This is a genomic window from Comamonadaceae bacterium OTU4NAUVB1 (assembly GCA_024372625.1).
GTDB lineage: Bacteria > Pseudomonadota > Gammaproteobacteria > Burkholderiales > Burkholderiaceae_C > Variovorax.
On record CP099605.1, the window covers coordinates 2402124 to 2425302 of the forward strand.

General features: G+C 67.9%; 24 protein-coding genes. 7 read left to right on the plus strand and 17 right to left on the minus strand.

The window, feature by feature from the left end; genetic code table 11:
- Positions 1-54: 54 nt before the first annotated feature.
- Positions 55-2040, minus strand: coding sequence for a type IIA DNA topoisomerase subunit B (locus tag NF681_14715; protein UST53552.1), 1986 nt, complete (start codon positions 2038-2040; stop codon positions 55-57).
- Between the two features lie 166 nt (positions 2041-2206).
- Here NF681_14715 and NF681_14720 point away from each other — a divergent pair, with 166 nt between their 5' ends.
- The 6 genes from NF681_14720 to NF681_14745 all read left to right on the plus strand — a co-directional run bounded on the left by NF681_14720 (position 2207) and on the right by NF681_14745 (position 7249).
- Entirely contained in the window at positions 2207-3430 is a 1224-nt protein-coding gene (locus NF681_14720) for an MFS transporter (GenBank protein UST53553.1), read from the plus strand.
- A gap of 30 nt (positions 3431-3460) precedes the next feature.
- Positions 3461-3610 (plus strand): hypothetical protein, encoded by a 150-nt coding sequence (locus NF681_14725; GenBank protein UST53554.1) that lies wholly within the window; start codon positions 3461-3463, stop codon positions 3608-3610.
- Positions 3601-4260, plus strand: coding sequence for a class I SAM-dependent methyltransferase (locus tag NF681_14730; protein UST53555.1), 660 nt, complete (start codon positions 3601-3603; stop codon positions 4258-4260). Before NF681_14725 ends, NF681_14730 begins: the two co-directional genes overlap by 10 nt.
- A gap of 81 nt (positions 4261-4341) precedes the next feature.
- The gene (gene dapA, locus NF681_14735; GenBank protein ID UST55792.1) at positions 4342-5190 is read left to right on the plus strand and encodes a 4-hydroxy-tetrahydrodipicolinate synthase; all 849 of its coding nucleotides are present in this window, start codon (positions 4342-4344) and stop codon (positions 5188-5190) included.
- A 120-nt stretch (positions 5191-5310) separates the two neighbouring features.
- Positions 5311-6396, plus strand: coding sequence for an outer membrane protein assembly factor BamC (gene bamC, locus NF681_14740; GenBank protein ID UST53556.1), 1086 nt, complete (start codon positions 5311-5313; stop codon positions 6394-6396).
- Between the two features lie 76 nt (positions 6397-6472).
- Positions 6473-7249 (plus strand): MBL fold metallo-hydrolase, encoded by a 777-nt coding sequence (locus tag NF681_14745; protein UST53557.1) that lies wholly within the window; start codon positions 6473-6475, stop codon positions 7247-7249.
- Between the two features lie 24 nt (positions 7250-7273).
- Here NF681_14745 and rlmB read toward each other — a convergent pair whose 3' ends face one another.
- Together rlmB and NF681_14755 are read right to left on the minus strand one after the other, a co-directional pair.
- A complete protein-coding gene (rlmB, locus tag NF681_14750; GenBank protein UST53558.1) occupies positions 7274-8032 on the minus strand; it encodes a 23S rRNA (guanosine(2251)-2'-O)-methyltransferase RlmB in 759 nt (252 codons plus the stop codon).
- Positions 8033-8115: 83 nt separating this feature from the next.
- Complete coding sequence (locus NF681_14755; GenBank protein UST53559.1) at positions 8116-8814, minus strand: ABC transporter ATP-binding protein; 699 nt, start codon at positions 8812-8814, stop codon at positions 8116-8118.
- On the opposite strand from NF681_14755, the gene NF681_14760 reads away from it, so the two are divergent.
- Positions 8813-9478 (plus strand): arylesterase, encoded by a 666-nt coding sequence (locus tag NF681_14760; GenBank protein UST53560.1) that lies wholly within the window; start codon positions 8813-8815, stop codon positions 9476-9478. The genes NF681_14755 and NF681_14760 overlap by 2 nt on opposite strands.
- Positions 9479-9593: 115 nt before the next feature.
- Here NF681_14760 and NF681_14765 read toward each other — a convergent pair whose 3' ends face one another.
- From NF681_14765 to hisS, 14 genes are all read right to left on the minus strand, one after another.
- Entirely contained in the window at positions 9594-9797 is a 204-nt protein-coding gene (locus NF681_14765; protein ID UST53561.1) for a hypothetical protein, read from the minus strand.
- Positions 9798-9867: 70 nt separating this feature from the next.
- The gene (locus NF681_14770) at positions 9868-11088 is read right to left on the minus strand and encodes a PLP-dependent transferase (GenBank protein ID UST53562.1); all 1221 of its coding nucleotides are present in this window, start codon (positions 11086-11088) and stop codon (positions 9868-9870) included.
- Between the two features lie 14 nt (positions 11089-11102).
- Positions 11103-11627 carry a phosphoribosyltransferase gene (locus tag NF681_14775; protein UST53563.1) on the minus strand — a complete coding sequence of 175 codons (525 nt, stop codon included), beginning with the start codon at positions 11625-11627 and terminating at the stop codon, positions 11103-11105.
- 14 nt (positions 11628-11641) lie between these two features.
- Entirely contained in the window at positions 11642-12973 is a 1332-nt protein-coding gene (locus NF681_14780) for an adenylosuccinate synthase (GenBank protein UST53564.1), read from the minus strand.
- A 20-nt stretch (positions 12974-12993) separates the two neighbouring features.
- Positions 12994-14160, minus strand: coding sequence for an ATP phosphoribosyltransferase regulatory subunit (locus NF681_14785; protein UST53565.1), 1167 nt, complete (start codon positions 14158-14160; stop codon positions 12994-12996).
- An 82-nt stretch (positions 14161-14242) separates the two neighbouring features.
- Positions 14243-14431 (minus strand): DUF2065 domain-containing protein, encoded by a 189-nt coding sequence (locus tag NF681_14790; protein ID UST53566.1) that lies wholly within the window; start codon positions 14429-14431, stop codon positions 14243-14245.
- A gap of 10 nt (positions 14432-14441) precedes the next feature.
- Entirely contained in the window at positions 14442-15332 is an 891-nt protein-coding gene (locus NF681_14795) for a protease modulator HflC (GenBank protein ID UST53567.1), read from the minus strand.
- A gap of 23 nt (positions 15333-15355) precedes the next feature.
- Positions 15356-16723 (minus strand): FtsH protease activity modulator HflK, encoded by a 1368-nt coding sequence (hflK, locus tag NF681_14800; protein ID UST53568.1) that lies wholly within the window; start codon positions 16721-16723, stop codon positions 15356-15358.
- A gap of 75 nt (positions 16724-16798) precedes the next feature.
- Positions 16799-17968 carry a GTPase HflX gene (hflX, locus tag NF681_14805; GenBank protein ID UST53569.1) on the minus strand — a complete coding sequence of 390 codons (1170 nt, stop codon included), beginning with the start codon at positions 17966-17968 and terminating at the stop codon, positions 16799-16801.
- Positions 17969-18037: 69 nt separating this feature from the next.
- Entirely contained in the window at positions 18038-18283 is a 246-nt protein-coding gene (hfq, locus tag NF681_14810; GenBank protein UST53570.1) for an RNA chaperone Hfq, read from the minus strand.
- A 219-nt stretch (positions 18284-18502) separates the two neighbouring features.
- The gene (gene der / locus NF681_14815; GenBank protein ID UST53571.1) at positions 18503-19846 is read right to left on the minus strand and encodes a ribosome biogenesis GTPase Der; all 1344 of its coding nucleotides are present in this window, start codon (positions 19844-19846) and stop codon (positions 18503-18505) included.
- Positions 19847-19867: 21 nt separating this feature from the next.
- Positions 19868-21016, minus strand: coding sequence for an outer membrane protein assembly factor BamB (gene bamB, locus NF681_14820; GenBank protein UST53572.1), 1149 nt, complete (start codon positions 21014-21016; stop codon positions 19868-19870).
- 8 nt (positions 21017-21024) lie between these two features.
- Positions 21025-21729, minus strand: coding sequence for a tetratricopeptide repeat protein (locus tag NF681_14825; GenBank protein UST53573.1), 705 nt, complete (start codon positions 21727-21729; stop codon positions 21025-21027).
- A gap of 6 nt (positions 21730-21735) precedes the next feature.
- Positions 21736-23049 (minus strand): histidine--tRNA ligase, encoded by a 1314-nt coding sequence (gene hisS / locus NF681_14830; GenBank protein ID UST53574.1) that lies wholly within the window; start codon positions 23047-23049, stop codon positions 21736-21738.
- Positions 23050-23179 lie beyond the last annotated feature (130 nt).

Sequence of the window (23179 nt, forward strand, 5' to 3'; positions counted from 1 at the left end):
GATTCGATGCGGGCGCCGCGCCGACGGACGTCCGGCGTGGCGACATGGCGGTGGTCAGACGTCGATCTCGACGTCGTCGGCGCGCAGTTCCATCAGCTCGCGCCGCGCGGCGGCCTCGCCCTTGCCCATCAGCTTGGTGATCTCGCCCTGCGTGTCGGCGAAGCCGAAACGGCCGAGCCGGACCTGCAGCAGGCGGCGGGTGTCGGGATTGAGCGTGGTTTCCCACAATTGTTCCGCGCTCATCTCGCCCAGTCCCTTGAAGCGGCTGATGCTCCAGGCGCCCTCGCGCACGCCGTCCTTCCTCAGCTTGTCGAGGATGGCGACGAGTTCGCCCTCGTCGAGCGCATAGGCCTTGGAGGCGGGCTTGCGCCCCCGCGCGGGCGCGTCGACGCGGAACAGCGGCGGCTTGGCGACGTAGACGTGGCCGGCCTCGATCAGCTTGGGGAAGTGGCGGAAGAACAGCGTCAGCAGCAGCACCTGGATGTGCGAGCCGTCGACGTCGGCGTCGGAGAGGATGCAGACCTTGCCGTAGCGCAGGCCGCTCATGTCGGGCGTGTCGGCGGGGCCGTGCGGGTCGACGCCGATGGCCACCGAGATGTCGTGGATCTCGGTGTTGGCGAACAGCCGGTCGCGCTCGACCTCCCAGGTGTTGAGCACCTTGCCGCGCAGGGGCAGCACCGCCTGCGACTCCTTGTCGCGGCCCATCTTGGCGCTGCCGCCGGCGGAATCGCCCTCGACCAGGAAGACCTCGTTGTGGGCGATGTCCTTGCTCTCGCAGTCGGTCAGCTTGCCCGGCAGCACGGCCACGCCCGAGCCCTTGCGCTTCTCGACCTTCTGGCCGGCGCGCTGGCGCGTCTGCGCCGCCTTGATGGCGAGTTCGGCGAGCTTCTTGCCGTAGTCGACGTGCTGGTTGAGCCAGAGCTCCAGCGCCGGGCGCACGAAGCTCGAGATCAGGCGCACGGCGTCGCGCGAGTTCAGGCGCTCCTTGATCTGGCCCTGGAACTGCGGGTCGAGCACCTTGGCGCTGAGCACGTAGGAGGCGCGCGCGAACACGTCCTCCGGCAGCAGCTTGACGCCCTTGGGCAGCAGCGAATGGAACTCGATGAAGCTCTTGACGGCGTTGAACAGGCCGTCGCGCAGGCCGCTGTCGTGGGTGCCGCCGGCGCTGGTGGGGATCAGGTTGACGTAGCTCTCGCGCACCGGCTGGCCATCCTCGGTGAAGGCCACGCACCAGTCGGCGCCCTCGCCCTCGGCGAAGTTGTCGGCGTTGCGATCGGCATGGCCGGCGCCCTCGAACAGCGGGATGACCGGTTCACCGTGGAGCGTCTGCATGAGGTAGTCGCGCAGACCGCCCTTGTAGAGCCACTGCTGCTGGTCGCCGGACTTCTCGTTGACCAGCGTCACGGTCACGCCGGGCATCAGCACCGCCTTGCTGCGCAGCAGGTGCGTGAGTTCGCCCAGCGGCAGCGTGGACGACTCGAAGTACTTCGGGTCGGGCCAGGCGCGCACCGTGGTGCCGAGCTTGCGTTCGCCCGCCGCGAGCGGACGCACCACCAGCGGCTCGACCACGTCGCCGGCCGAGAACGCCAGCTTCGCCACCGAACCCTCGCGGTGCGAGGTCACCTCCAGGCGCGTCGACAGCGCGTTGGTCACGCTCACGCCCACGCCGTGCAGGCCGCCGGAGAAGCTGTAGGCGCCGCCCGAGCCCTTGTCGAACTTGCCGCCCGCGTGCAGCCGGGTGAACACCAGCTCGACCACCGGCGCCTTTTCCTCGGGATGCAGGCCGAACGGGATGCCGCGACCGTCGTCCTCGATGCCGACCGAGCCGTCGGCGTGCAGCACGACCCTGATCTTCTTGCCATGGCCGGCCAGCGCCTCGTCGGCGGCGTTGTCCAGCACCTCCTGGATGATGTGCAGCGGGTTGTCGGTGCGGGTGTACATGCCCGGGCGCTGCTTGACGGGTTCGAGGCCCTTGAGGACGCGGATCGAGCCTTCGGAGTACGCCGGGGGCGCGGAGGAGGTCTTGGGAGAAGTCGCCATGGAAGGATTGTAATGAGCGCGCATTCGGGCAACTGGATGTCCGTACAGTACCACCCGCCCGTCATGGGGTCGATGCGCGGAACGCATCGAAGTCGCGCCCGAATGTCATCGCCGCGCGTGTCGCCGGGGGGCTGCGCCGGACGGCGCGAATGACTACATTCGAAGGATGTCCACCCGCTCCGAACCCTCCCACCTGTCGATGCAGCAGGTGCTGCTGTGCGGCGCCCTCGTCGTCACGCTCTCCATGGGCATCCGCCACGGCTTCGGACTGTGGCTGCAGCCGATCACGCAGGAACAGGGCTGGACCCGCCAGACCTTCTCCTTCGCCCTGGCCATCCAGAACCTCTCCTGGGGCGTGATGGGTGTCTTCGCCGGCATGCTGGCCGACCGGCTGGGCGCCTTCCGCGTGCTGCTGATCGGCGCGGTGCTCTACGCGGCAGGTCTCGCGGGCATGGCGCTGTCGAGCACGCCGCTGACCTTCGCGCTGACCACCGGCATCCTGATCGGCGCGGCGCAGGCCGGCACCACCTATGCCGTGGTCTACGGCGTGATCGGGCGGCAGATCCCGGCCGAGCGACGTTCCTGGGCCATGGGCGTGGCGGCGGCGGCGGGCTCGTTCGGGCAGTTCCTGATGGTGCCGGTCGAAGGCCAGCTGATCGCGCGGCTGGGCTGGCACGACGCGCTGCTGGTGCTCGCCGCCGTGGTGCTGCTGATCGTGCCCTTCGCCTTCGGGCTGCGCGAGCCGCGCCGGACGGCCGGCGGCGTGGCGCGCCAGCAGAGCATCCTGCAGGCGGTGGGCGAGGCGTTCCGCTACCCGAGCTTCGGCCTGCTCATGGCCGGCTACTTCGTCTGCGGCTTCCAGGTCGTCTTCATCGGCGTCCACATGCCCAGCTACCTCAAGGACAAGGGCCTGTCGCCCGAGGTGGCAAGCTACGCGCTGGCGCTCATCGGCCTGTTCAACGTCTTCGGCACCTATGTCGCCGGGACGCTCGGCCAGCGGCTGGCCAAGCGCAAGATCCTGGCGGCCATCTACTTCGGCCGCGCCGTCGCCATCGCCGTGTTCCTGGCGGTGCCGCTCACCCCGGCGAGCGTCTACGTGTTCGCCGGCGTGATGGGCTTCCTGTGGCTGTCGACCGTGCCGCCGACCAACGCGCTGGTGGCGCAGATCTTCGGCGTGGCGCACCTGTCGATGCTCAGCGGCTTCGTCTTCCTGGGCCACCAGGTCGGCTCGTTCCTGGGCGTCTGGCTGGGCGGCTTCCTCTACGACCGCACGGGCAGCTACGACATCGTCTGGTACATCGCCATCGCCCTGGGGGTGCTCGCCGGCCTGGTCAACCTGCCGATCCGGGAGAACGCGATCGCGCGCGCGCCGGTGCCGCGTCCGGCCTGAGGCGCTCGCACCGCCCGAGCGCATCCCATCATGCCGCGCCATTCCCGCACCCGTTCCCGTTCGCTGTACCGCGCCGCCGCCTGGGCCGCGGGGACCTGCGCGCTGGCGGGCGTTTTCCTGCTCTACACGCGCCCGGCCTTCATGGTCACGATGATCGACCAGCTGTGGGCGTGCTTTTGACCACGGGGCCGACGTCGCCGTCGCGCGCCGCATCGGACGCCTCGCCGCCCTCGCCCTGGGTGGTGCGCTGGAGCCGCCTGGTCGCGCCCGGCGGCACCGTGCTCGACGTCGCCTGCGGCGGTGGCCGCCACCTGGGCTGGTTCCATGCGCGCGGGCACCGCGTGACGGGGGTGGACCGATCGGCCGAGGCGCTGCGCGCCCTCGCGCCGCTCGCACGCGCAGGTGCCGAGATCGTCAAGGCCGACCTGGAGGACGAACCCTGGCCGTTCGCGGCCCGGACCTTCGACGCCGTGGTCGTGACCAACTACCTCTGGCGCCCCTTGTTCCCCACGATCGTGGCCGCGCTCGCGCCCGGCGGCGTGCTGATCTGCGAAACCTTCGCGGCCGGCAACGAGACGGTCGGACGTCCGGCGCGCGCCGACTTCCTGCTGCGTCCGGGTGAACTGCTGACGGTGTGCGACGACCTGCACGTGGTGGCCTACGAGAACGGATTCCTGGAGGCGCCGGCGCGCTTCGTGCAGCGCGTCGCGGCGCTCCGTCCGAAGGCCGAGGACGCCTCCGGCATCGCCACCGGTCCGCCGCGCCACTTGTTGCAAACCCTTTCCAGTGACGCAGTCTCGGCGCCGATGCCCCGGACGGGCGCTCGGTAGAATGCCCGCTTTTCGTCCACCCGACAGAGAGATCCACCCTTGGAGCAATTGACAGGCAGCATCGTCGCGCTCGCCACGCCGATGCACGACGACGGCAGCGTCGACTATCCCGCCCTGCGAAGGCTGATCGACTGGCACATCGACGAAGGCACCGATTGCCTCGGCGTGGTCGGCACCACCGGTGAGTCGCCTACGGTCGATGTCGAGGAGCACTGCGAGATCATCCGCGTGTCCGTCGAGCAGGCCCGGGGGCGCGTGCCGATCATGGCGGGCTGCGGCGCCAATTCGACCCGGGAGGCCATCGAGCTGGCCCGGTTCGCCAAGGGGGTGGGCGCCGACTCGCAGCTGCAGGTCGTGCCCTATTACAACCGCCCGACGCAGGAAGGCCAGTACCGGCATTTCCAGGCCATCGCCGAGGCCGTGGGCGACCTGCCGATGGTGCTCTACAACGTGCCCGGCCGCACCGTGGCGGACATGGCACACGACACCGTGCTCCGCCTGGCCGAGGTGCCCGGCATCATCGGCATCAAGGAAGCCACCGGCAACATCGAGCGCGCCCAGTGGCTCATCCGCGACCTGCCCGCGCGCTTCGCCGTGTACTCGGGCGACGACCCGACCGCGGTCGCGCTCATGCTGTGCGGCGGCAAGGGCAACATCAGTGTGACGGCCAACCTCGCGCCGCGCAGGATGCACGAGCTGTGCGTGGCGGCGCTCGCCGGCGACATCGCCACGGCGATGCGCATCCAGTTCGAACTGATGCCGCTGCACCGTCACCTGTTCGTCGAACCCAATCCGGTCCCCCTCAAGTGGGCCATGGCGCGCCTGGGCCTGTGCGGCCCCGCACTGCGCCTGCCGCTCGTCGAACTCGGCGAGGGCCATCGCCCGACCGTCGAAGCCGCATTGCGCGCCTGCGGCCTGCTCAAGGACTGACGCGACCCTTCGATGCGTTCCGCGGACGGCCCGGCAAAACTTTTGCCGTCGCGCCGACTCACACCGCCGGACCATCCCGGGCACCGCCCGACCGAAACCGTTTCCCCAAGGAAGACAACGTTGAACACCACTTCGCGCTTCGCGCTGATCGCCCTCGTGGCCAGCCTGGCCGCCTGCTCCGTCATGCAGGGCGACAAGATCGACTACAAGAGTGCCGGCAAGGCGCCCACGCTCGAAGTCCCGCCCGACCTCACCCAGCTCTCCCGCGACAACCGTTACGCCGTTCCCGGCGGTGCCGTGACGGCCAGCGGTTTCCAGACCAGCGCCACCAGCGCCCCGGGACTGCCCGCGGCGGTTTCCTCGGTCGGCGACGTGCGCATCGAGCGCGCGGGCAACCAGCGCTGGCTGGTGGTGGGCCGCTCCCCCGACCAGCTCTGGGAGCCGGTGCGCGATTTCTGGCAGGAGAACGGCTTCCTGCTGACCACCGACCAGCGCAACCTGGGCATCCTGGAGACCGACTGGGCCGAGAACCGCGCCAAGCTGCCCCAGGACATCATTCGCGGCACGCTGGGCAAGCTCATCGACTCCGTCTATTCGACCGGCGAGCTCGACCGCTTCCGCACCCGCCTGGAACGCACGCCCAACGGCACCGAGATCTACGTCAGCCACCGTGGCATGGTGGAGGTCTACACGTCCACCCAGAAGGACCAGACCGTCTGGCAGCCGCGCCCGAGCGACCCCGAGCTCGAAGCCGAGTTCCTGCGCCGCCTGATGGTCAAGCTCGGCGTGTCCCAGGAGCAGTCCAAGGCGCTGATCGCCACCGGCACGCCGGTCCAGACGCCCCGCGCGACCACGGTCGCCGGCCAGCCGGTCGTGCAGATCGCCGACACCTTCGACCGTGCCTGGCGCCGTGTCGGCCTCGCGCTCGACCGCACCGGCTTCACCGTCGAGGACCGCGATCGCAGCGCCGGCACCTACTTCGTCCGCTACGTGACGCCGACCACGGACCGCAAGGAACCGGGGCTGCTGAGCAAGCTCTTCAGCTTCGGCCGTTCCAAGCCCAACGAGTCGCCGCTGAAGTTCCGCATCGTGGTGAAGAGCCAGGGCGACGGCAGCACGGTGTCGGTACAGAACGAAGCCGGCGTGCCCGACACCTCGGCCGATGCGCAGCGCATCGTCCAGGTCATCGCCGACGACCTCAAGTAGCACGCCCGGGACGTTCCATGTTCCCGTCCGACGCGCGCAGGACCGCGAACGGCTCGACCGTCCGGAACGCCGCCTGATGCTGCGCTTTCGCAGTCTGGGCAGCGGCAGCACGGGCAACGCCACGCTGGTCGAGGCCACCAGCGAGGGGCGCCGCTCGCTGTTGCTGATCGACTGTGGTTTCGGCATCCGGCAGCTCGACAAGCGCCTGGCGGGCGCCGGTCTCTCCGCGGGCGACATCGACGCCATCTTCATCACCCACGAGCACGGCGACCACATCGGCTGCGTGCAGCAGCTGGCCAAGCGCGAACGCATCCCGGTGTGGATGAGCGAAGGCACCTGGCTGGCCACCGGCGGCCACGACTACGAAGACCGACTGAACCTGGCGCGCGACGGCGAGCACATCCGGGTCGGCGACCTCGACGTGCTGCCGTTCACGGTGCCGCACGACGCGCGCGAACCCCTGCAGCTGCGCTGCAGCGATGGCGCTCGCACCCTGGGGGTGCTCACCGACCTCGGCCACGCGACGCCGCACGTGATGGCGCAACTGGTCGGGCTCGACGCGCTGGTGCTCGAGTGCAACCACGACGTCGACCTGCTGGCGTCGTCGGCCTATCCACCGTTCCTCAAGTTGCGCGTGGGCGGCAACTACGGCCACCTGTCGAACGCGGCGGCGGCGGACATCGCGCGCGCGGTGCACCACCCGGGTCTGCGCCACGTGGTGGGCGCCCACCTGAGCGAGCAGAACAATCGGCCCGACCTCGTGCGGCTGGCGCTGGCCGGGGCCCTGGGGGCCAGCGAGGCCGACATGGTCGCGGCCACCGCCGCCGCCGGATCGCCCTGGCTGGACGCCTGAAGCCGGGCGGCGAGCATTTCGCCCCTAGTAGGCGCCCAGGCCGCGCTGGCGCATCGCTTCGTAGAGGCACACCCCACTGGCCACCGACACGTTGAGGCTCTCCACGGCGCCCTGCATCGGAATGCTCACCAGCGCATCGCAGCTCTTGCGCGTGAGCTGGCGCATCCCTGCGCCCTCGGCGCCCAGCACCAAGGCCAGCGGGCGATTCAGGTCGCTCTGGTAGAGCGTGCCGGGCGCGTCGTCGCTGGTGCCGACGCACCAGATGTCGCGTTCCTTGAGCTCGCCGAGCGTGCGGGCCAGGTTGGTCACCATGAAGTACGGCACCGTCTCGGCGGCGCCGCTCGCCACCTTGGCGACCGTGGCATTGATGCCGGCCGCGTGGTCCTTGGGTGCGATCACGGCGTGCGCGCCGGCGCCGTCGGCCACGCGCAGGCACGCGCCGAGGTTGTGCGGATCGGTCACGCCGTCGAGCACCAGCAGCAGCGGGGCGGTGCGGGCCGCTTCGAGCCCTTCGAGCAGTTCGTCCAGCGAATGGGTCTGGGCAATGGGTTCGACGCGCGCGGCCACGCCCTGGTGGCCATGGCTGCCGCTGAGCTTGGACAGTCGCAGGCCGTCGGCCTCGACCAGCCGCACGCCCGCTTCCTGGGCGCGCGCGATGAACTGCTTCATGCGCGCGTCGCGGCGGCTGGCATCGAACAGCACCTCGAGCACCGAGGCCGGTGCGGTCTTGAGGCGGACACCCACGGCATGAAAGCCGAAGATCACTTTGGGGGGAGAGGACATCCCCGGATTATCCCTGCCGTGCCGTCAATGGCGCCGGGCGGACCCGCCCCCGGCCTCGCCAACCTCGCCCCGCCTCACCGGCGTCAGGTCCGGCGCTCGTCCGATGCGACACGGCCGGCATCGATGGTGATGCGTCGGTCGCAGCGCGCCGCAATGGTGCGGTCGTGCGTGACCAGCACCAAGGTCGTGCCAAGCTCGCGATTGAGGTCGAACATCAGTTCCATCACCTGCTCGCCGGTGGCGAAATCGAGGCTGCCGGTGGGTTCGTCGGCCAGCAGCAGTTGCGGTTGAACCACGAAGGCACGTGCCAGCGCCACACGCTGTTGCTCGCCGCCCGAGAGGACCTTGGGGTAGTGGCCGAGCCGCTGGCCGAGACCGACGCGACCGAGCATCTCGGCGGCGATGCGGCGCGCGTCACGGCGGTCGGCGAGTTCGAGCGGCAGCATCACGTTCTCCAGCGCGCTCAGGTTGGCGAGCAGCTGGAAGCTCTGGAACACGAAGCCGACCTTGCGCGCACGCAGCGCGGCACGCTCGTCCTCGTCGATGGCGAAGAGGTCCTCGCCGTCCAGATACACGGTGCCGCGCGTGGGCGTGTCGAGCCCGGCGATGATCGACAGCAGGGTGCTCTTGCCCGAACCCGATGCGCCGACGATGGCGGCGGTCTCACGAGCCCCGAGCGAGAAGTCGACGTCGCGCAGGATGTCCAGCGTGCCGGTGGAGTCCGTGACGGACTTGAAAACTTTTGCTACAGCAACAATTGCATCGACGGGGGCTGGCGACATGGAAAGGCTTGATGTGGTGAATCGACGCGACTTTATATTGGCCGGTGCGCTGACCGGCGCAGCGGGGTCTTGGGTCCATGCGCAACCGCGCGGTGCCGGGGCCCGCAAGCCGGCGGTGATCCTGGTGGTCGGGGACTCGCTCTCGGCCGAATACGGCCTGCAGCGCGGCCAGGGCTGGGTCACGCTGCTGGAGCAGCGCCTCGGACAGCAGCAGATCGACGCCCGCGTCGTCAACGCCAGCATCAGCGGCGACACCAGTTCGGGCGGCCGCGCACGCCTGCCGGCCTTGCTGCGGCAACACCGGCCGACGCACGTGGTGATCGAGCTCGGTGCCAACGATGCCTTGCGGGGCCTGCCGATCCCCAACACCGCCGACAACCTGACGCAGATGACGAAGGCCGCGCAGGCCGCTGGCGCGCAGGTGCTCATCGTGGGCATCCAGGTGCCACCCAACTACGGGGGCGACTACCTGCGACGCTTCGAGGCCATGTTCCTCGACGTGTCGAAGGCGACCAGGGCGGCGGTGGTGCCGTTCCTGCTGCGCGGGGTGGCCGATGGGCCGGACGCGGCCACGATGTTCCAGGCCGACCGCATCCATCCGGTCGCCGCGGCGCAGCCCCGCATGCTCGACAACGTCTGGCCGGAACTGCGCAAGCTGCTGTAGCCCGCTGTCTCGGATCGCCCGCTTTTCGATCCGATGTCCGTCACCGTCCGCAAAAAAGCCGCCGCCTGCGGCAGGCGCAGGCGGCGGCTTCGGGTTGGGACCGGAAGAAAGGCGATCAGCCGTTCTTGGTCGGGAGTTCGGGCACGGTGGGTGGATCGCGTTCCAGGGAAGCCACGTCGGTCTCCGGATCGCCGGGCGCCAGACCCTCGCTGCTCGGGCTGAGCTTGCGCTGGGCCTTGTCGCGAAGCTTCTCTTCCTTCTTCTTCTTCTTGGCCAGTTCTTTCTGGCGCTTCTCGTAGCCGTAATTGGGTGTTGCCACTTCTTCTCCTTGAGGCAGGGCAGTCCGGGTGACTGCGCGTGCTTCGACTGTAAGCGATAACCGAAAGCGCTCAGAGCGCGTCCAGCGCCTGCGCCAAGTCGGCCCGCAGGTCTTCCACGGCCTCCAATCCGATCGAGAAACGCACCAGCGTGCCCCGGTGCGGCCACCGCGCCACTGCGGGGTCTCGCATCAGCCCGATGTCGTAGGGCACCACGAGACTGATCGGCCCGCCCCACGAATATCCAAGGCGGAAAAGCCGCAGGCCGTCGCAGAAGCGATCGACCTGGTCGGAACTGAAGCGCTCGTCGAAGACGACCGAGAAGAGACCGGCGGCGAGATCGCTCGCGCCGCACAGGCGTGCCCAGTGCGCGTGTCCGGGCGAGCCGTCGAGGGCCGGATGCAGCACCTGCGCGATCTCCTCGCGCGTCTCGAACCAGCGCGCCAGCTCGCGCGCGGCGCGGTCGTGCGCCGCATACCGCAGGGCGATGCTCGGCAGCGCGCGCAGGATCGTCTCGACGTCTCCGACGCCGACGCCCCAGCCCATGCGCATGTGCGTGAGCTTGAGCGCCTGATGCAGGCGCGCGTCGCGCGTGGCGACACTGCCCATCAGCACGTCGCCACCGCCGCTCGGGTACTTGGTCAACGCATGCACCGAAAGGTCGACGCCCTGCCCGCTGCGCTCGAAGTCGAACGGATCGAACGCCAGGCCCGCGCCCCAGGTATTGTCCAGCACGCTGACGGCGCCGTGCGCGCGACACAGGCCCGCGAGCGCCATGAGGTCGGGAAACTCCATCGTCACCGAGCCCGCGGCCTCCAGCCACACGAGCCGGGTGCGCTCGCCGAGCTTGGCCGCCAGATCGGCCGGATCCATCGCGTCGTACAGGCGGTGCGTGATGCCGAAGTTCGCCAACTCGCCGGTCGCCAAGGCCTTGTTGGGACCGTAGGCGTTGTCGGGGATCAGCACCTCGTCGCCGCTCTTGAGCAGCGCGAACGACACCAGCGCGATGGCCGCGAGTCCGCTGGGCACCAGCAGGCATTCACTGGCGCCCTCGAGTGCGGCGATGCGCGCTTCCAGCGTGAAGGTGGTGGGTGTCCCGTGCAGTCCGTACGTGTAGCCGGCCTTGGTCTTCCAATCGCGCGCGCGCATGGCCGCCACGTCGGCGAAGAACACCGTCGAGGCCTTGTGGATGCCCGGCAACGGCGCGGCGAAGTTCGCCGGTGGCTGATAGGGGTGGTGGATCAGCCCGGTGATGGGCTGGTCGGGATGCTCGGACGGCGGAGGACGTGGCATGCGGGACGCGGCGGTCAGACCGACCACTTCTTCAGCAGCTTCTCGGCGCCCATGCTGTCGTAGCTCTCGAACGGCTGGTGGATCCAGGGGTTGGTCGCCAGGAATTCGACCGAGTAGTCGGGCGTGAAGGTCGACAGCGCCTTGGTCCAGAGCACGGCACTGCGCAGTTCGGTGATGGGCTTGTAGTTGGTACGCAGCAGGTCGACCACGGCGTGCAGGGTGTGACCCGAGTCCGCCAGGTCGTCCACCAGCAACACCTTGCCCGCCAGTTCGCCCTTGGGCGTGGTGATGAAGCGGGCGATGTCGAGATGGCCCTGCACCGTGCCGGCGTCGGCGCGGTAGGAACTGGTCGACATGATCGCCAGTGGCTTCTCGAAGATGCGCGAGAGCACGTCGCCCGGCCGCAGCCCGCCGCGTGCCAGGCACAGGATGGTGTCGAACTCCCAGCCCGACTGGTGCAGCTTGATCGCCAGTTTCTCGATCAGGTTGTGGTACTCGTCATAGCTGACGTAGAGATGCTTGCCGTCTTCGGTCAACATGGGTTCGGTCCTGCTCAGTCGGCCAGATAGGGATGGCGCATCATGATGGTGTGGTCTCGGTCGGGGCTGGTGGAGACCATGTGGATCGGCACGCCGGTGACCTGCTCGATGCGCTGCAGGTACAGCCGTGCGTTGACGGGAAGCCTGTCGTACTGGGTGACCCCGACGGTGCTGTCGGTCCAGCCTTCCAGGGTTTCGTAGATGGGCGTGCAGCGCTCGATCTCGTCGGCACCCATCGGCAGGATGTCGGTGGTCTCGCCGTCGAGCTCGTAGCCGGTGCACAGTTCGAGCTTCTCGATGCCATCGAGCACGTCGAGCTTGGTGATGCACAGGCCGGAGAGCCCGTTGACCTGCGCCGAGCGCTTGAGCAGCGCGGCGTCGAACCAGCCACAACGGCGGCTCCGTCCAGTGGTCACACCCTTCTCGGCGCCCACGGTGCTCATGTGGTAGCCCGGCGTGCCCGGTGCCTCCCAGTCCAGCTCGGTCGGAAACGGACCGCCGCCCACGCGCGTGCAATAGGCCTTGGTGATGCCCAGGACGTAGTGCAGCATGCCCGGGCCGACGCCGGAGCCGGCGGCCGCGTTGCCGGCCACGCAGTTGCTGGAAGTGACGTAGGGGTAGGTGCCGTGGTCGACGTCGAGCAGCGTGCCCTGTGCGCCTTCGAACAGCAGGTTGGCGCCGTTGCGGTGGGCGTCGTTGAGTTCGCGCGAGACGTCGGCCATCATCGGACGCAGCAGTTCGGCATGGCGCATCGCTTCCTCGAAGACGGTGTCGAAGTCGATGGCCGGCGCACTCAGCACCTGCGTCAGCACGTGGTTGTGCAGGTCGAGCAGCACGCGCAGCTTGGCCGCGAAGCGCTCGGGATGCTTCAGGTCCTGCACGCGCAGCGCACGGCGCGCGATCTTGTCCTCGTAGGCCGGGCCGATGCCGCGCCCGGTGGTGCCGATCTTCTCGATGCCGCCCTTCTCCCGGTAGGCTTCGCGCGCGATGTCCAGGGCGGCGTGGAACGGCAGGATCAGCGGGCAGGCCTCGCTGATGCGCAGGCGAGATCGCACCTCCACGCCGGCCTTCTCCAGGCCTTCGATCTCTTCGAACAGCTTGGCCGCCGACAGCACCACGCCGTTGCCGATGTAGCACTTGACGCCCGGTCGCATGATGCCGCTGGGGATCAGGTGCAGCGCGGTCTTCACGCCGTTGATGACCAGCGTGTGGCCCGCGTTGTGTCCGCCCTGGAAGCGGACCACGCCCTGCGCGCTCTCGGTCAGCCAGTCGACGAGTTTGCCTTTGCCCTCGTCGCCCCATTGGGTGCCGACGACGACCACGTTTCTGCCGGTGGTAACGCTCATGATGTTTTGCTTTTCAGGATTCAGATGGCTTGGACATGCCACTGCCCGGCACGCTCGACGAGCTCCCGGTCGCAGTGGAATTCATCGATTTCGCTGTCGTGGCCCGGCAGTGCGCAAACCACGGTCTCACCGCCGTCACGCAGCGCCGCGATGGCGGCCTGCAGACCGGGAGCGTCGCTCCACGGCGCGCGCACGACCGCGCGCAGCGGTCGCGCCGGCAGCACGCCGACGAGTTCGCGCAGGTCGACGCTGAAGCCGACGGCCGGCCGGTTGCGTCCGAACACTGCGCCGACCTCGTCGTAGCGCCCGCCGCGCACGACCGCGTCGGCGGCGCCCTCGACATAGATGGCGAAGCGCATGCCGCTGTAGTACGCGTAGCCGCGCAGATCGGACAGGTCGAAGCTCGCGCGCACGTCCGGCACGTCCCGCAGCCGGACGGCGAGCCGCCGCAGGTCGGCCAGGGCTTCGCGCACGGCGGTCGTGTCGGGCAAGGCGCGCGCGGCCTCGTCGAGCACGCCGGCGTCGCCGTAGAGATTCACCAGTGCCTGCAGACCATCGCGCGAGGCGGCGGGAAAGGCGCGGGTGAGCGAACGCAGTTCGCTGTCGTCCTTGGCCGCCAGCGCGGCGTGCACGCGCGCGAGCGCATCGGCATCGACCGGCACGCCCGCGAAAAGGGAACGCACGATGCGCGCGTCGGCCAGGTCCACCAGGGGCGCCCTGTCGCTCGAAAGGCCGGCCGAGCGCAGGCAGTCGAGTGCGAGCAGCAGGATCTCGGTGTCGGCCTCGAGTCCGGCGTGGCCGTAGATCTCCGCACCGAACTGCAGCGGCTCGCGCGTGGCGTGGGGGCCGTCGGGGCGCGTGTGCACGACCGGGCCGCAGTAGCACAGCCGCGCCACCCCCTGCCGATTGAGCAGGTGGGCATCGATGCGGGCGACCTGTGGCGTCGTGTCCGCGCGCAGACCCAGCGTGCGGCCGGAGAGCTGATCGACGAGCTTGAAAGTCTGCAGGTCGAGCGCTTCGCCGGTGCCCGAAAGCAGCGATTCGATGTGCTCGATCAACGGCGGCATCACCAGCTCGTAACCATAGCCACGGGCGGTGTCGAGCAGTTCGCGTCGAAGTTCTTCGATGTGGCGGGCCTCGGAAGGCAGCACATCGGCAATGTGATCCGGGAGGACCCAGGCGGACATGGCAGGCGGGACGTGGTTAAACCGGAATTCTACCGGGCGCGACCTCGAAGGGGCGGCCGGTGCGACACACCGGAGCTGCGACTCAGCCGACGAGCCAGAGGACGAAAAGACCGGCCGCGACCGCGCCCAGCCCGATGAAGCGCAACTGTCCGTCGCGCAGCTCGGCAAGCCGGGCGATGTTCAGGCGCCACCGGCCCGGCGAAAGCAGGGGCAGCAGTCCCTCGATCACCAGGACGAAGCCGAGCGCGCTCCAGAACGCGGCAGCGTTCACGACGGCCGTTTCAGCGCTGTGGCGAACCGGCGCCGCGGAAGGCGCGGAAGAACTCGGACGATGCGGGATCGACGACCAGCACGTCGCTCTTCTTGCTGAAACTCTGGCGATAGGCGTCCAGGCTGCGATAGAACTGGGCGAACTGTGGATCGCGGCCGAAGGCCTCGCTGTAGGCCGCGGCTGCCTGGGCATCGCCCTCGCCCTTGATCTTCTGTGCTTCGCGGTAGGCATTGGCCACCGTGACTTCACGCTGTCGGTCGGCATCGGCCCGGATCTTCTCGCCCTCGGCGAAACCGGTCGATCGCAACTCGTTGGCCACGCGCTTGCGCTCGGCTTCCATGCGTCGATAGACGGACTCGGTGATGGCCTCGACATAGTCGACTCGGGTGATGCGCACGTCGATGATGTCGACACCCCATGGCTTGGCACCCTTCACCACGGCCAGCACCTCGCGCTGCACGTCGGCCATCAGGGCCTCGCGACGCACGGAGATGAGATCGCGCACGGTGCGCTTGTTGACGTTCTCCTGAAAGGCGTTGCGGACCACGCGGTTGAGCTGCACGGCACCGGCGTTCTCGTCGAGCCCGACGTTGCGGATGTACTCCGAAGGGTTGGTGATGCGCCAGCGCACATACCAGTCGATAACCACGCGCTGCTTCTCGGCCGTAAGCATCGGCTCGGCCTCGAGACTGGAAAGCGTGAGCAGCCGTTTGTCGAGGTAAGACACGTTCTGGATCGGCGGGGGCAGCTTGAAGTTGAGACCCGGCTCGGTGATCACGTTCTTGATCTGGCCGAGCTGGTAGACCACGCCGAACTGGCGTTGGTCGACCACGAAGAGCATCGAACTCAGCAGCACGAGGGCTACGAGGATGGTCGATGCGATGAATCCGATTCTGTTCATTTTGTTTTGGTGTCCCAGGCGGATCAGCGGCCGTCACGGTCACGCGTGCGGCCGTCGCCGCGCACGCGCATGTCGTTGGTGTTGGGCGAGGTCGGGATCGCCGACGAGGGAGACGTCGTGGCGGGCGACGTCGTGGCACCCGCGACGCCAGGCAGCGAGGCATCGTTCGAAACACCCGGGCCGTTCGGACCCGTGGCCTGCATGAGCTTGTCGAGCGGCAGGTACAGCAGGTTGGAGCCTTGCTTCGAATCCACCAGCACCTTGGTGGTGTTGGCGTAGATCTGCTGCATGGCATCGGTGTACATGCGGTCGCGCGTCACCTGCGGCGCTTTCTGGTACTCGACCAGCACCGAGGCGAAGCGCCCCGCATCGCCCTGGGCCTGGGCCACGATGCGCGCCTTGTAGGCCTCGGACTCCTCCTTGAGGCGCGAGGCGGTACCGGTCGCGCGTGGCACCACGTCGTTGGCATAGGCCTGGGCTTCATTCTTGGCGCGCTCGCGCTCCTGACCGGCCTTCAGGACATCGTCGAACGCCGCTTGCACCTGCTCCGGCGGACGCACACCGCCCTGCTGCAGGTTGATGTTCACGACTTCCACGCCAACCTTGTAGCGGTCCAGGATGGTCTGCATCAAGGCGCGCACGCGCGGAGCGATCTGATCGCGTTCCTCGGCGAGGGCCGCGTCCATCCGCATCTTGCCCACCACCTCGCGCACGGCGGTCTCCGCGACCTGCACCACGGTGTCGGCCGGCGCCTTGCTCTCGTAGAGGTAGGCCCGTGCATCGCTCAGACGGTACTGGACGGCGAACTTGATCTCGACGATGTTCTCGTCCTCGGTCAGCATCGCCGATTCGCGAAGTCCGGTGGATCGAACGATGCTGTCACGACCGACGTCGGTCGAACGGATCTGCGTCACGACGACCAGTTCGTGTCGCTGGATCGGGTACGGAAGACGCCAGTTGAAACCGGCGCCCACGGTCGTCTTGTAGCGTCCGAACTGCGTGATGACCGCTTGCTGCCCTTCGTTGACGATGAAGAATCCGGTGCCCAGCCAAATCAGCACGGCGATCAGCGCCACGATGCCGATGCCGTAGCCGGCGTTCTTCATGTCGGGTCTGAAGCCCCCGCCACCGGGACGCTGGTCGTTGTTGTTGCCGCCCCCTTTGCGTCCGCCGCCGAACAGCCCACCGAGCTTGCGATTGAAATCGCGCCAGAGCTCGTCGAGGTCGGGAGGTCCCTGGTTCGGGCCCTGTCCCCTGGGACGGTTGTTCTGCTGGTTGTTGTTGTGGCTCGAAGGCGGCAGGTCGTTGTCGGACGGAACGGCGTTCGGGCGCTCACCGCCGGACGAAGGCTCGTCGCTTCTCCCCCAGCGTCCATCGTTCAGGTTGAACATGCCTTGCAGACGGCTCCATACTGGCTTTGCATTCATTCGATTCGCTTCTCTCGTCGGTGAGGAGATTGTGCCCAATCAGTCGGGCGCGTCGTGCAATGGGGCGTCCGGGTCTAAGGACATGTCCTCGACCACCGAGCCCGACCGACGGGCGAGTTCGGCGCGCAGGGCCGCCAGCCCCTCGCCGGACCGGGCGCTGACGAACAGGCGCGGCGTTCGCACGCCGTCGATCTCCATCTCGTCGCTCATGCAGGTCGGCCGCCGCCCCTCCTCCAGCGCATCGAGCTTGTTGAACACCAGCAGTTGGGGCACATCGCCGGCACCGATCTCGCCCAGTACACGCTGCACTTCGGCCAGCTGCTCGGGATGGTGGGGATTCGACGCGTCCACCACGTGCAGCAGCAGGTCCGCATCGACCGCTTCCTGCAGCGTGGCTTTGAAGGCATCGACCAGGCCGTGCGGAAGATCGCGGATGAAACCGACGGTATCGGAGATCGAGACCTGCCGGCGCGCATCTCCCAGGTAGAGTTGGCGCGTGGTCGTGTCGAGGGTCGCGAAGAGTTGGTCGGCCGCATAGGCGCGCGCCTTCACCATCGCATTGAAGATCGAAGACTTGCCTGCATTGGTGTAGCCGACCAGCGAGATGTTGAAGGTCTCTCGCCGCTCGCGCTGGCGCCGTTGCGTCCCGCGCTGCTTCTGTACCTTGGCCAGCCGTTCGCGCGTGCGCTTGATCGATTCGGAAATCATCCGTCGATCGAGCTCGATCTGCTTCTCGCCGGGACCCCCGCGTACGCCTGCCCCGCCGGTCTGACGCTCAAGGTGAGACCAGCGACGCACGAGACGCGTGCTCAGGTACTGCAGCCGCGCCAGTTCTACCTGCAGCTTTCCCTCGTGGGAGCGTGCACGCTGGGCAAAGATCTCGAGGATGAGGAAGGTGCGGTCGTAGACGGCGACATCGAGCGCGCGTTCGAGGTTGCGCTGCTGCGCCGGACTCAGGGACTGATCGAAGATCACCTCGCTCGCGCGATGCATTTCCGCGAGTTCGCGAATCTCGTCGGCCTTGCCGCTGCCCACGAAGAGTGCGGCGTCGGGGGCCTTGCGCCGGCACACGACGCGCTCGACGGGCGTCAAGCCTGCCGTTTGCGCCAAGAGACCGAGCTCTTCGAGTTCGTTGTCGAAATGAGGCAATCCGAAATCGACGCCGACGAGAATGACGGCGCCCTGTTGGCGGTTTATGACTTCAGACAAGCGGACTCGGGCATTTCAGAACAATGGGGCGATGCGATGGCCGGAAAGCCGTCACACCCTGAGAAACGCTCAAGCAGCGGCGTCTTCGCTCTCGGCAGCCGAGAAGTTGACCGCGCGTCCAGGGACGATGGTCGAAATGGCATGCTTGTAGACCATCTGCGTCACGGTGTTGCGCAATAGCACGACGTATTGATCGAACGATTCGATCTGGCCCTGGAGCTTGATGCCATTCACCAGGTAAATGGAAACCGGCACGTGTTCCCGACGCAATGTGTTCAGGAACGGGTCTTGCAAAAGTTGCCCTTTGTTGCTCACGATATTCTCCGTGTTCCAGGAAGAGTTGTTGGAAGAACGACCTTAACACAGCGATTCTGCGCTGCAGCATTCGCGGTGGAAGGCCTTTTCAAAATAAAGGCACTGCCAAAAGGCGCTCTGGACGGGCGTCCCGCAAGGGCTGCCAAACCTCGCGGTCGCATGCCGCAATGGGCAGGAGGCAATTGAACCACCGCGCTTGTCTATTGGACGTGACAGTCTTTAATCCTTCTCCTTGTCAGCATAAGGATTGTGCGAGGTCTTGAACTCGATCCGCATCGGCGTGCCCACCAGATCGAATTCCTTGCGGAACCTGCCCTCCAGAAACCGTTTGTAGGCATCGGTGACGTGCTCGAGCGAATTGCCGTGGATGACGATCACCGGCGGGTTCATCCCGCCCTGGTGCGCATAACGAAGCTTGGGTCGGAACATGCCCGCACGCTGGGGCGACTGGAACTGGACCGCTTCGAGCAGCAACCGCGTCAGCACCGGGGTCGACATCTTGCGCGTGGCCGATTTGTGGGCCTGCGCGATCGCCTGCCACACCGGACCGAGCCCCTGGCGCCGGATCGCCGAGATGAAATGCAGCGCCGCGAACTTCAGAAACGGCAAGCGCGTCTCGATCTGGCGGTGCAGCTGCTCTCGCTGGTAGCTGTCGACTGCGTCCCACTTGTTGATCGCGATGACGACGGCCCGTCCCGACTCCAGGATGTAGCCCGCGATGTGGGCGTCCTGGTCGGTCACGCCCTGGGTGGCGTCGAGCAGCAGCAGCACGACATTGGCCGATTCGATGGCCTGCAGGGTCTTGACCACCGAGAACTTCTCGATCGCCTCGAAGACTTTGCCCTTGCGGCGCAGTCCGGCGGTGTCGATGAGTTCGAAACGCTGGCCGTTGCGCTCGAACGGCACCGTGATCGCGTCACGCGTGGTGCCCGGCATGTCGAAGGCGACCAGCCGCTCCTCGCCGAGCCAGGTGTTGATCAGGGTCGACTTGCCCACGTTGGGGCGGCCAGCCACGGCGAGCTTGATGGGCTTGGCTTCGCCGTCGTCCTCGTCCTCTTCCGGCTCGGGCAGGGCGAGCGGCTCCAGCGCCAGATCGACGAGATCGCGGATCCCTTGGCCATGGGCCGCGGAGATCCCGTGCACGTCGCCCAGGCCCAGTTCGTAGAAATCGACCAGTCGCGTGCCGTCCTGCATCCCCTCGGCCTTGTTGGCCACCAGCACGCAGGGCTTGCCCAGTCGACGGAGTTCGTTGGCGATGTCGTGGTCCTGCGCGGAGATGCCTTCGCGTGCGTCGACGACGAACACGACCACGTCGGCTTCCGCGACGGCTTGACGCGTCTGCTTGGCCATCTCCTTGAAGATGCCGCTGCCCGCGTCGGGCTCGAAGCCGCCGGTGTCGATCACGATGAACTCGCGTCGTCCCTGACGGCCATTGCCGTAATGACGGTCGCGTGTCAGCCCCGCGAAATCGGCGACGATGGCGTCACGGCTTTGCGTGAGGCGGTTGAACAGGGTCGATTTGCCGACGTTGGGACGCCCGACCAGGGCGATGACGGGCTTCATGGCCGGACCTTCACGAGATGTTCATTCGGGACGATAGCCGAACACGCCGCCATTGCGGGTGACGACGACGACCGTGTTGCCTGAGAGCACCGGCGCGGCCACGATGGGCGAGCCGTCCGGCGTCAGGCGGTTGAGCGTCGAGCCGTCCTCGCGCGAGACGAAGTGCACGAGACCCTTGCCGTCGCCGATGACCAGGGAGCGACCGACCGCGAGCGGCGCGGTCAATTCACGGTACTTGAGGCGCTCGGAGGACCAGGCGCGCTCGCCGTCGGACCGGCGCCAGGCGACGACATCGCCGTTGGACTCCGTGCCGTAGACGAAATTCTCGTCGCCGCTCAGGCCCTCCGCGCCCGAAGCCGGCTTGCTCCACAGCAACACGCCACGCGCCGTGTCGACGCAGCCGACGTTCACGTAGTACGCCCGTGCGCAGACCGTGTCGCCGGTGCGGGCGACCGAACCGGTCAGGTCGACGAGGCGCTCGACGTCGTTGGTGCCGCGCGGTGCGGCGATGGGAGATTCCCAGCGCGAAGCGCCGTTGGCCGGACTCAGGCCGGCGAGTCTGCCGCCGATGCCGGCCACCAGCGTGTCGCCCACGGCCAGGAACACGCCCGGCTTGCGCAACACCAGATTCTCAGCGGTGCGGGGCTGGGCCCACAGGCGCCGGCCGCTTTCGCCATCCCAGGCGCTGATCGTGCGATCGGCCGTCTGAACGAAGACGCGTCGGCCGGCCACGAGCGGCGCGGTGTATCCACGCGCGGTGAGCTTCTGCTTCCAGAGCACCTTGCCCTCGCGCAAGGCAACGAGTTCGTTGGCCTCGGTGACCACGGCGGCCATCGAGCCATCGCTGCCGACGCCGGCACTCAGCGGCGCGCCGATGCTCGCGCGCCAGTTCTCTTGGCCGGAGCGGGAGTCGATGGACACCACGACGCCGTTGGCGCCGGCCACGGTCACGGTGTCGCCGCTGACGTTCGTCTGCAGGGGATAGGTGACGGCGGGAATGCGCAGGCTCCAGGCCTGGCGCACGCCGAGGGATGCCGGATTGGCCTGCAGTTCCGCCGGCTTGGGCTTGCCGGTGCTGGAACAGGCGGCCAGCGCGGCCAGCACGACCGCGGACATGGCCAGGCGCAAGGCGGGCGTCGTGGGCGAGGCGTAACGGAGGATCTTCAGCATGATTCGATTCACTGGGTGACCGCGGCGCCGGTGCCCGTGGCACCGGGGCTCGCCGACGCGGACGCCAGGGTCTTCGGGTCGACTCCGACCGCATTGAGCTTGATCTCGACCAGCCGCCGGTACTCGACACGCCGGTCGAAACCGGACCAGGCGTTCTGGTACTGCGTTCTTGCTTCGTCTCGCTTGCCCTGCGCCATGTAGATGTCGCCCTTGCGATCGGCCACCAACGCCTCGAATTCCTTGGGCACCGGCATGGCGAGCTGTTTGAGCGCATCGTCGTACGACTTGGCATCGAGCAGTTCGGCGGCCAGACGGAGCCTGGCGATGGCCTGGTAGCCCGGATCGATGGCGTTCTGGGCCACCCACTCGAGCGCGGCGCGGGAGGCCTCGGGCTTGTTCTTCTCGCGCAACGTCTTGGCCGCCAGCAGGCCGGCCTGCTGGGCATAGGAAGTGCGCGCGAACCTTTCCTTCATGTCACCGAGGACGCGTTCCACGCGCTCGGCATCGCCGGCCTGCGTGCTGCGTTCGACTTCGTCGTAGAGCGCCGAGGCCTGCGCGGCCTTGCTGCGCTGGTAGTACTGCCAGCCGTTCCAGGCCATGAAGGCGCCGGCCGCGAGCAGGACGATCCAGGTGATCAGCGTGCCGTAGGTATTCCAGAAATGCTTGAGCTGGTCGAGCTGTTCCTGTTCTTCGAGGTCGAGATGGGTGGCCATGCGATGTCAGGAGTTGGGAGCCGGGGATTGTAGGGTGGCGGCCCAGGCGGGGACATCGGCCAGCGGCCGGGCGATCTGGGCGGCGGCGCCACCGCCGCGCAAGGCCTTGACGATGACCTCGCCGCGTGCAAGTTCGTCGGCGCCGAACACGAGCGCATGGGCGGCGCCACTGGCATCGGCCTTCTTGAACTGCGACTTGAAGCTGCCCAGGCCGTCGACCGTGGCCGCGTGCATCTGCACGCGCACGCCGGCCTCGCGCAATTGGCCCAAGGTGCGCAACACCACCGGCATCGCCGCGGCATCGGGCACGACCGCATAGGCATCGGGCACCACCTGGGGTGCCACGGCGCCTTGCTCCTTCAGGAGTTCGAGCACGCGCTCGACGCCCATCGCCCAGCCGACCGCCGGCGCGCGCTTGCCGCCGATCTGCGAGATCAGATCGTCGTAGCGGCCGCCGGCGCAGACCGTGCCCTGGGCGCCGAGACGGTCGGTGACGAATTCGAACACCGTCAGGTTGTAGTAGTCGAGGCCGCGCACGAGGCGCGGATTGATCGTGAAGGCGATGTCGTTGGCGCGCAGGATGGCTTGCAGGCCCTCGAAATGCGCGAGCGAATCGGTGCCCAGGAAATCGATCAGCCGGGGCGCCGACTCGACCACGTCCTTCATGGCCGGATTCTTGGTGTCCAGGATGCGCAGCGGATTGCCGTGCAGGCGACGTCTGGCGTCCTCGTCGAGCCGCTCGGCATGCCGCTCGAAGTGCGCGATGAGCTGCGCGCGATGCTGCGCGCGTTCGGCCGGCTGACCCAGGCTGTTGAGTTCGAGCCGCACGTCGGTCAGGCCGATCGCCTTCCACAGCGCGTTCGCCAGCAGGATGAGTTCGGCATCCACGTCGGGGCCCGCGAAGCCCAGTGCCTCGGCACCGATCTGATGGAACTGGCGGTAACGGCCGCGCTGCGGCTTCTCGCGCCGGAACATCGGGCCGGTGTACCAGAGGCGTTTGGGGCCGTCGTAGAGCAGGTTGTGCTCGATCGCCGCGCGCACCAGACCGGCGGTGTTCTCGGGCCGCATGGCGAGGTGCTCGGCCTGGCCGTGCTTGTCGGAGCGGTCCTCGAAGGCATACATCTCCTTCTCGACGATGTCGGTCACCTCGCCGATGCCGCGCACGAACAGCGCGGTGTGCTCCAGGATCGGCGTGCGGACGTTGCGGTAGGCATGACGGCCCATGAGGTCGCGCACGATGGCCTCGAGCCATTCCCAGCGCGCCGATTCGGGCGGAAGGATGTCGTTCATGCCTTTGACGGCGGAAAGCTTGTCGGTCATTCGGAAAAAGATGAAATTGCTCGAAATTCGTTCCGCCGGGCGCCGGGAAACGCCGGGAAACGCCGGGAAACGCCGGGAAACGCCGGGAAACGCCGGGACGCGTCGCCCCGGCGCAGCCGGTGGCGACACC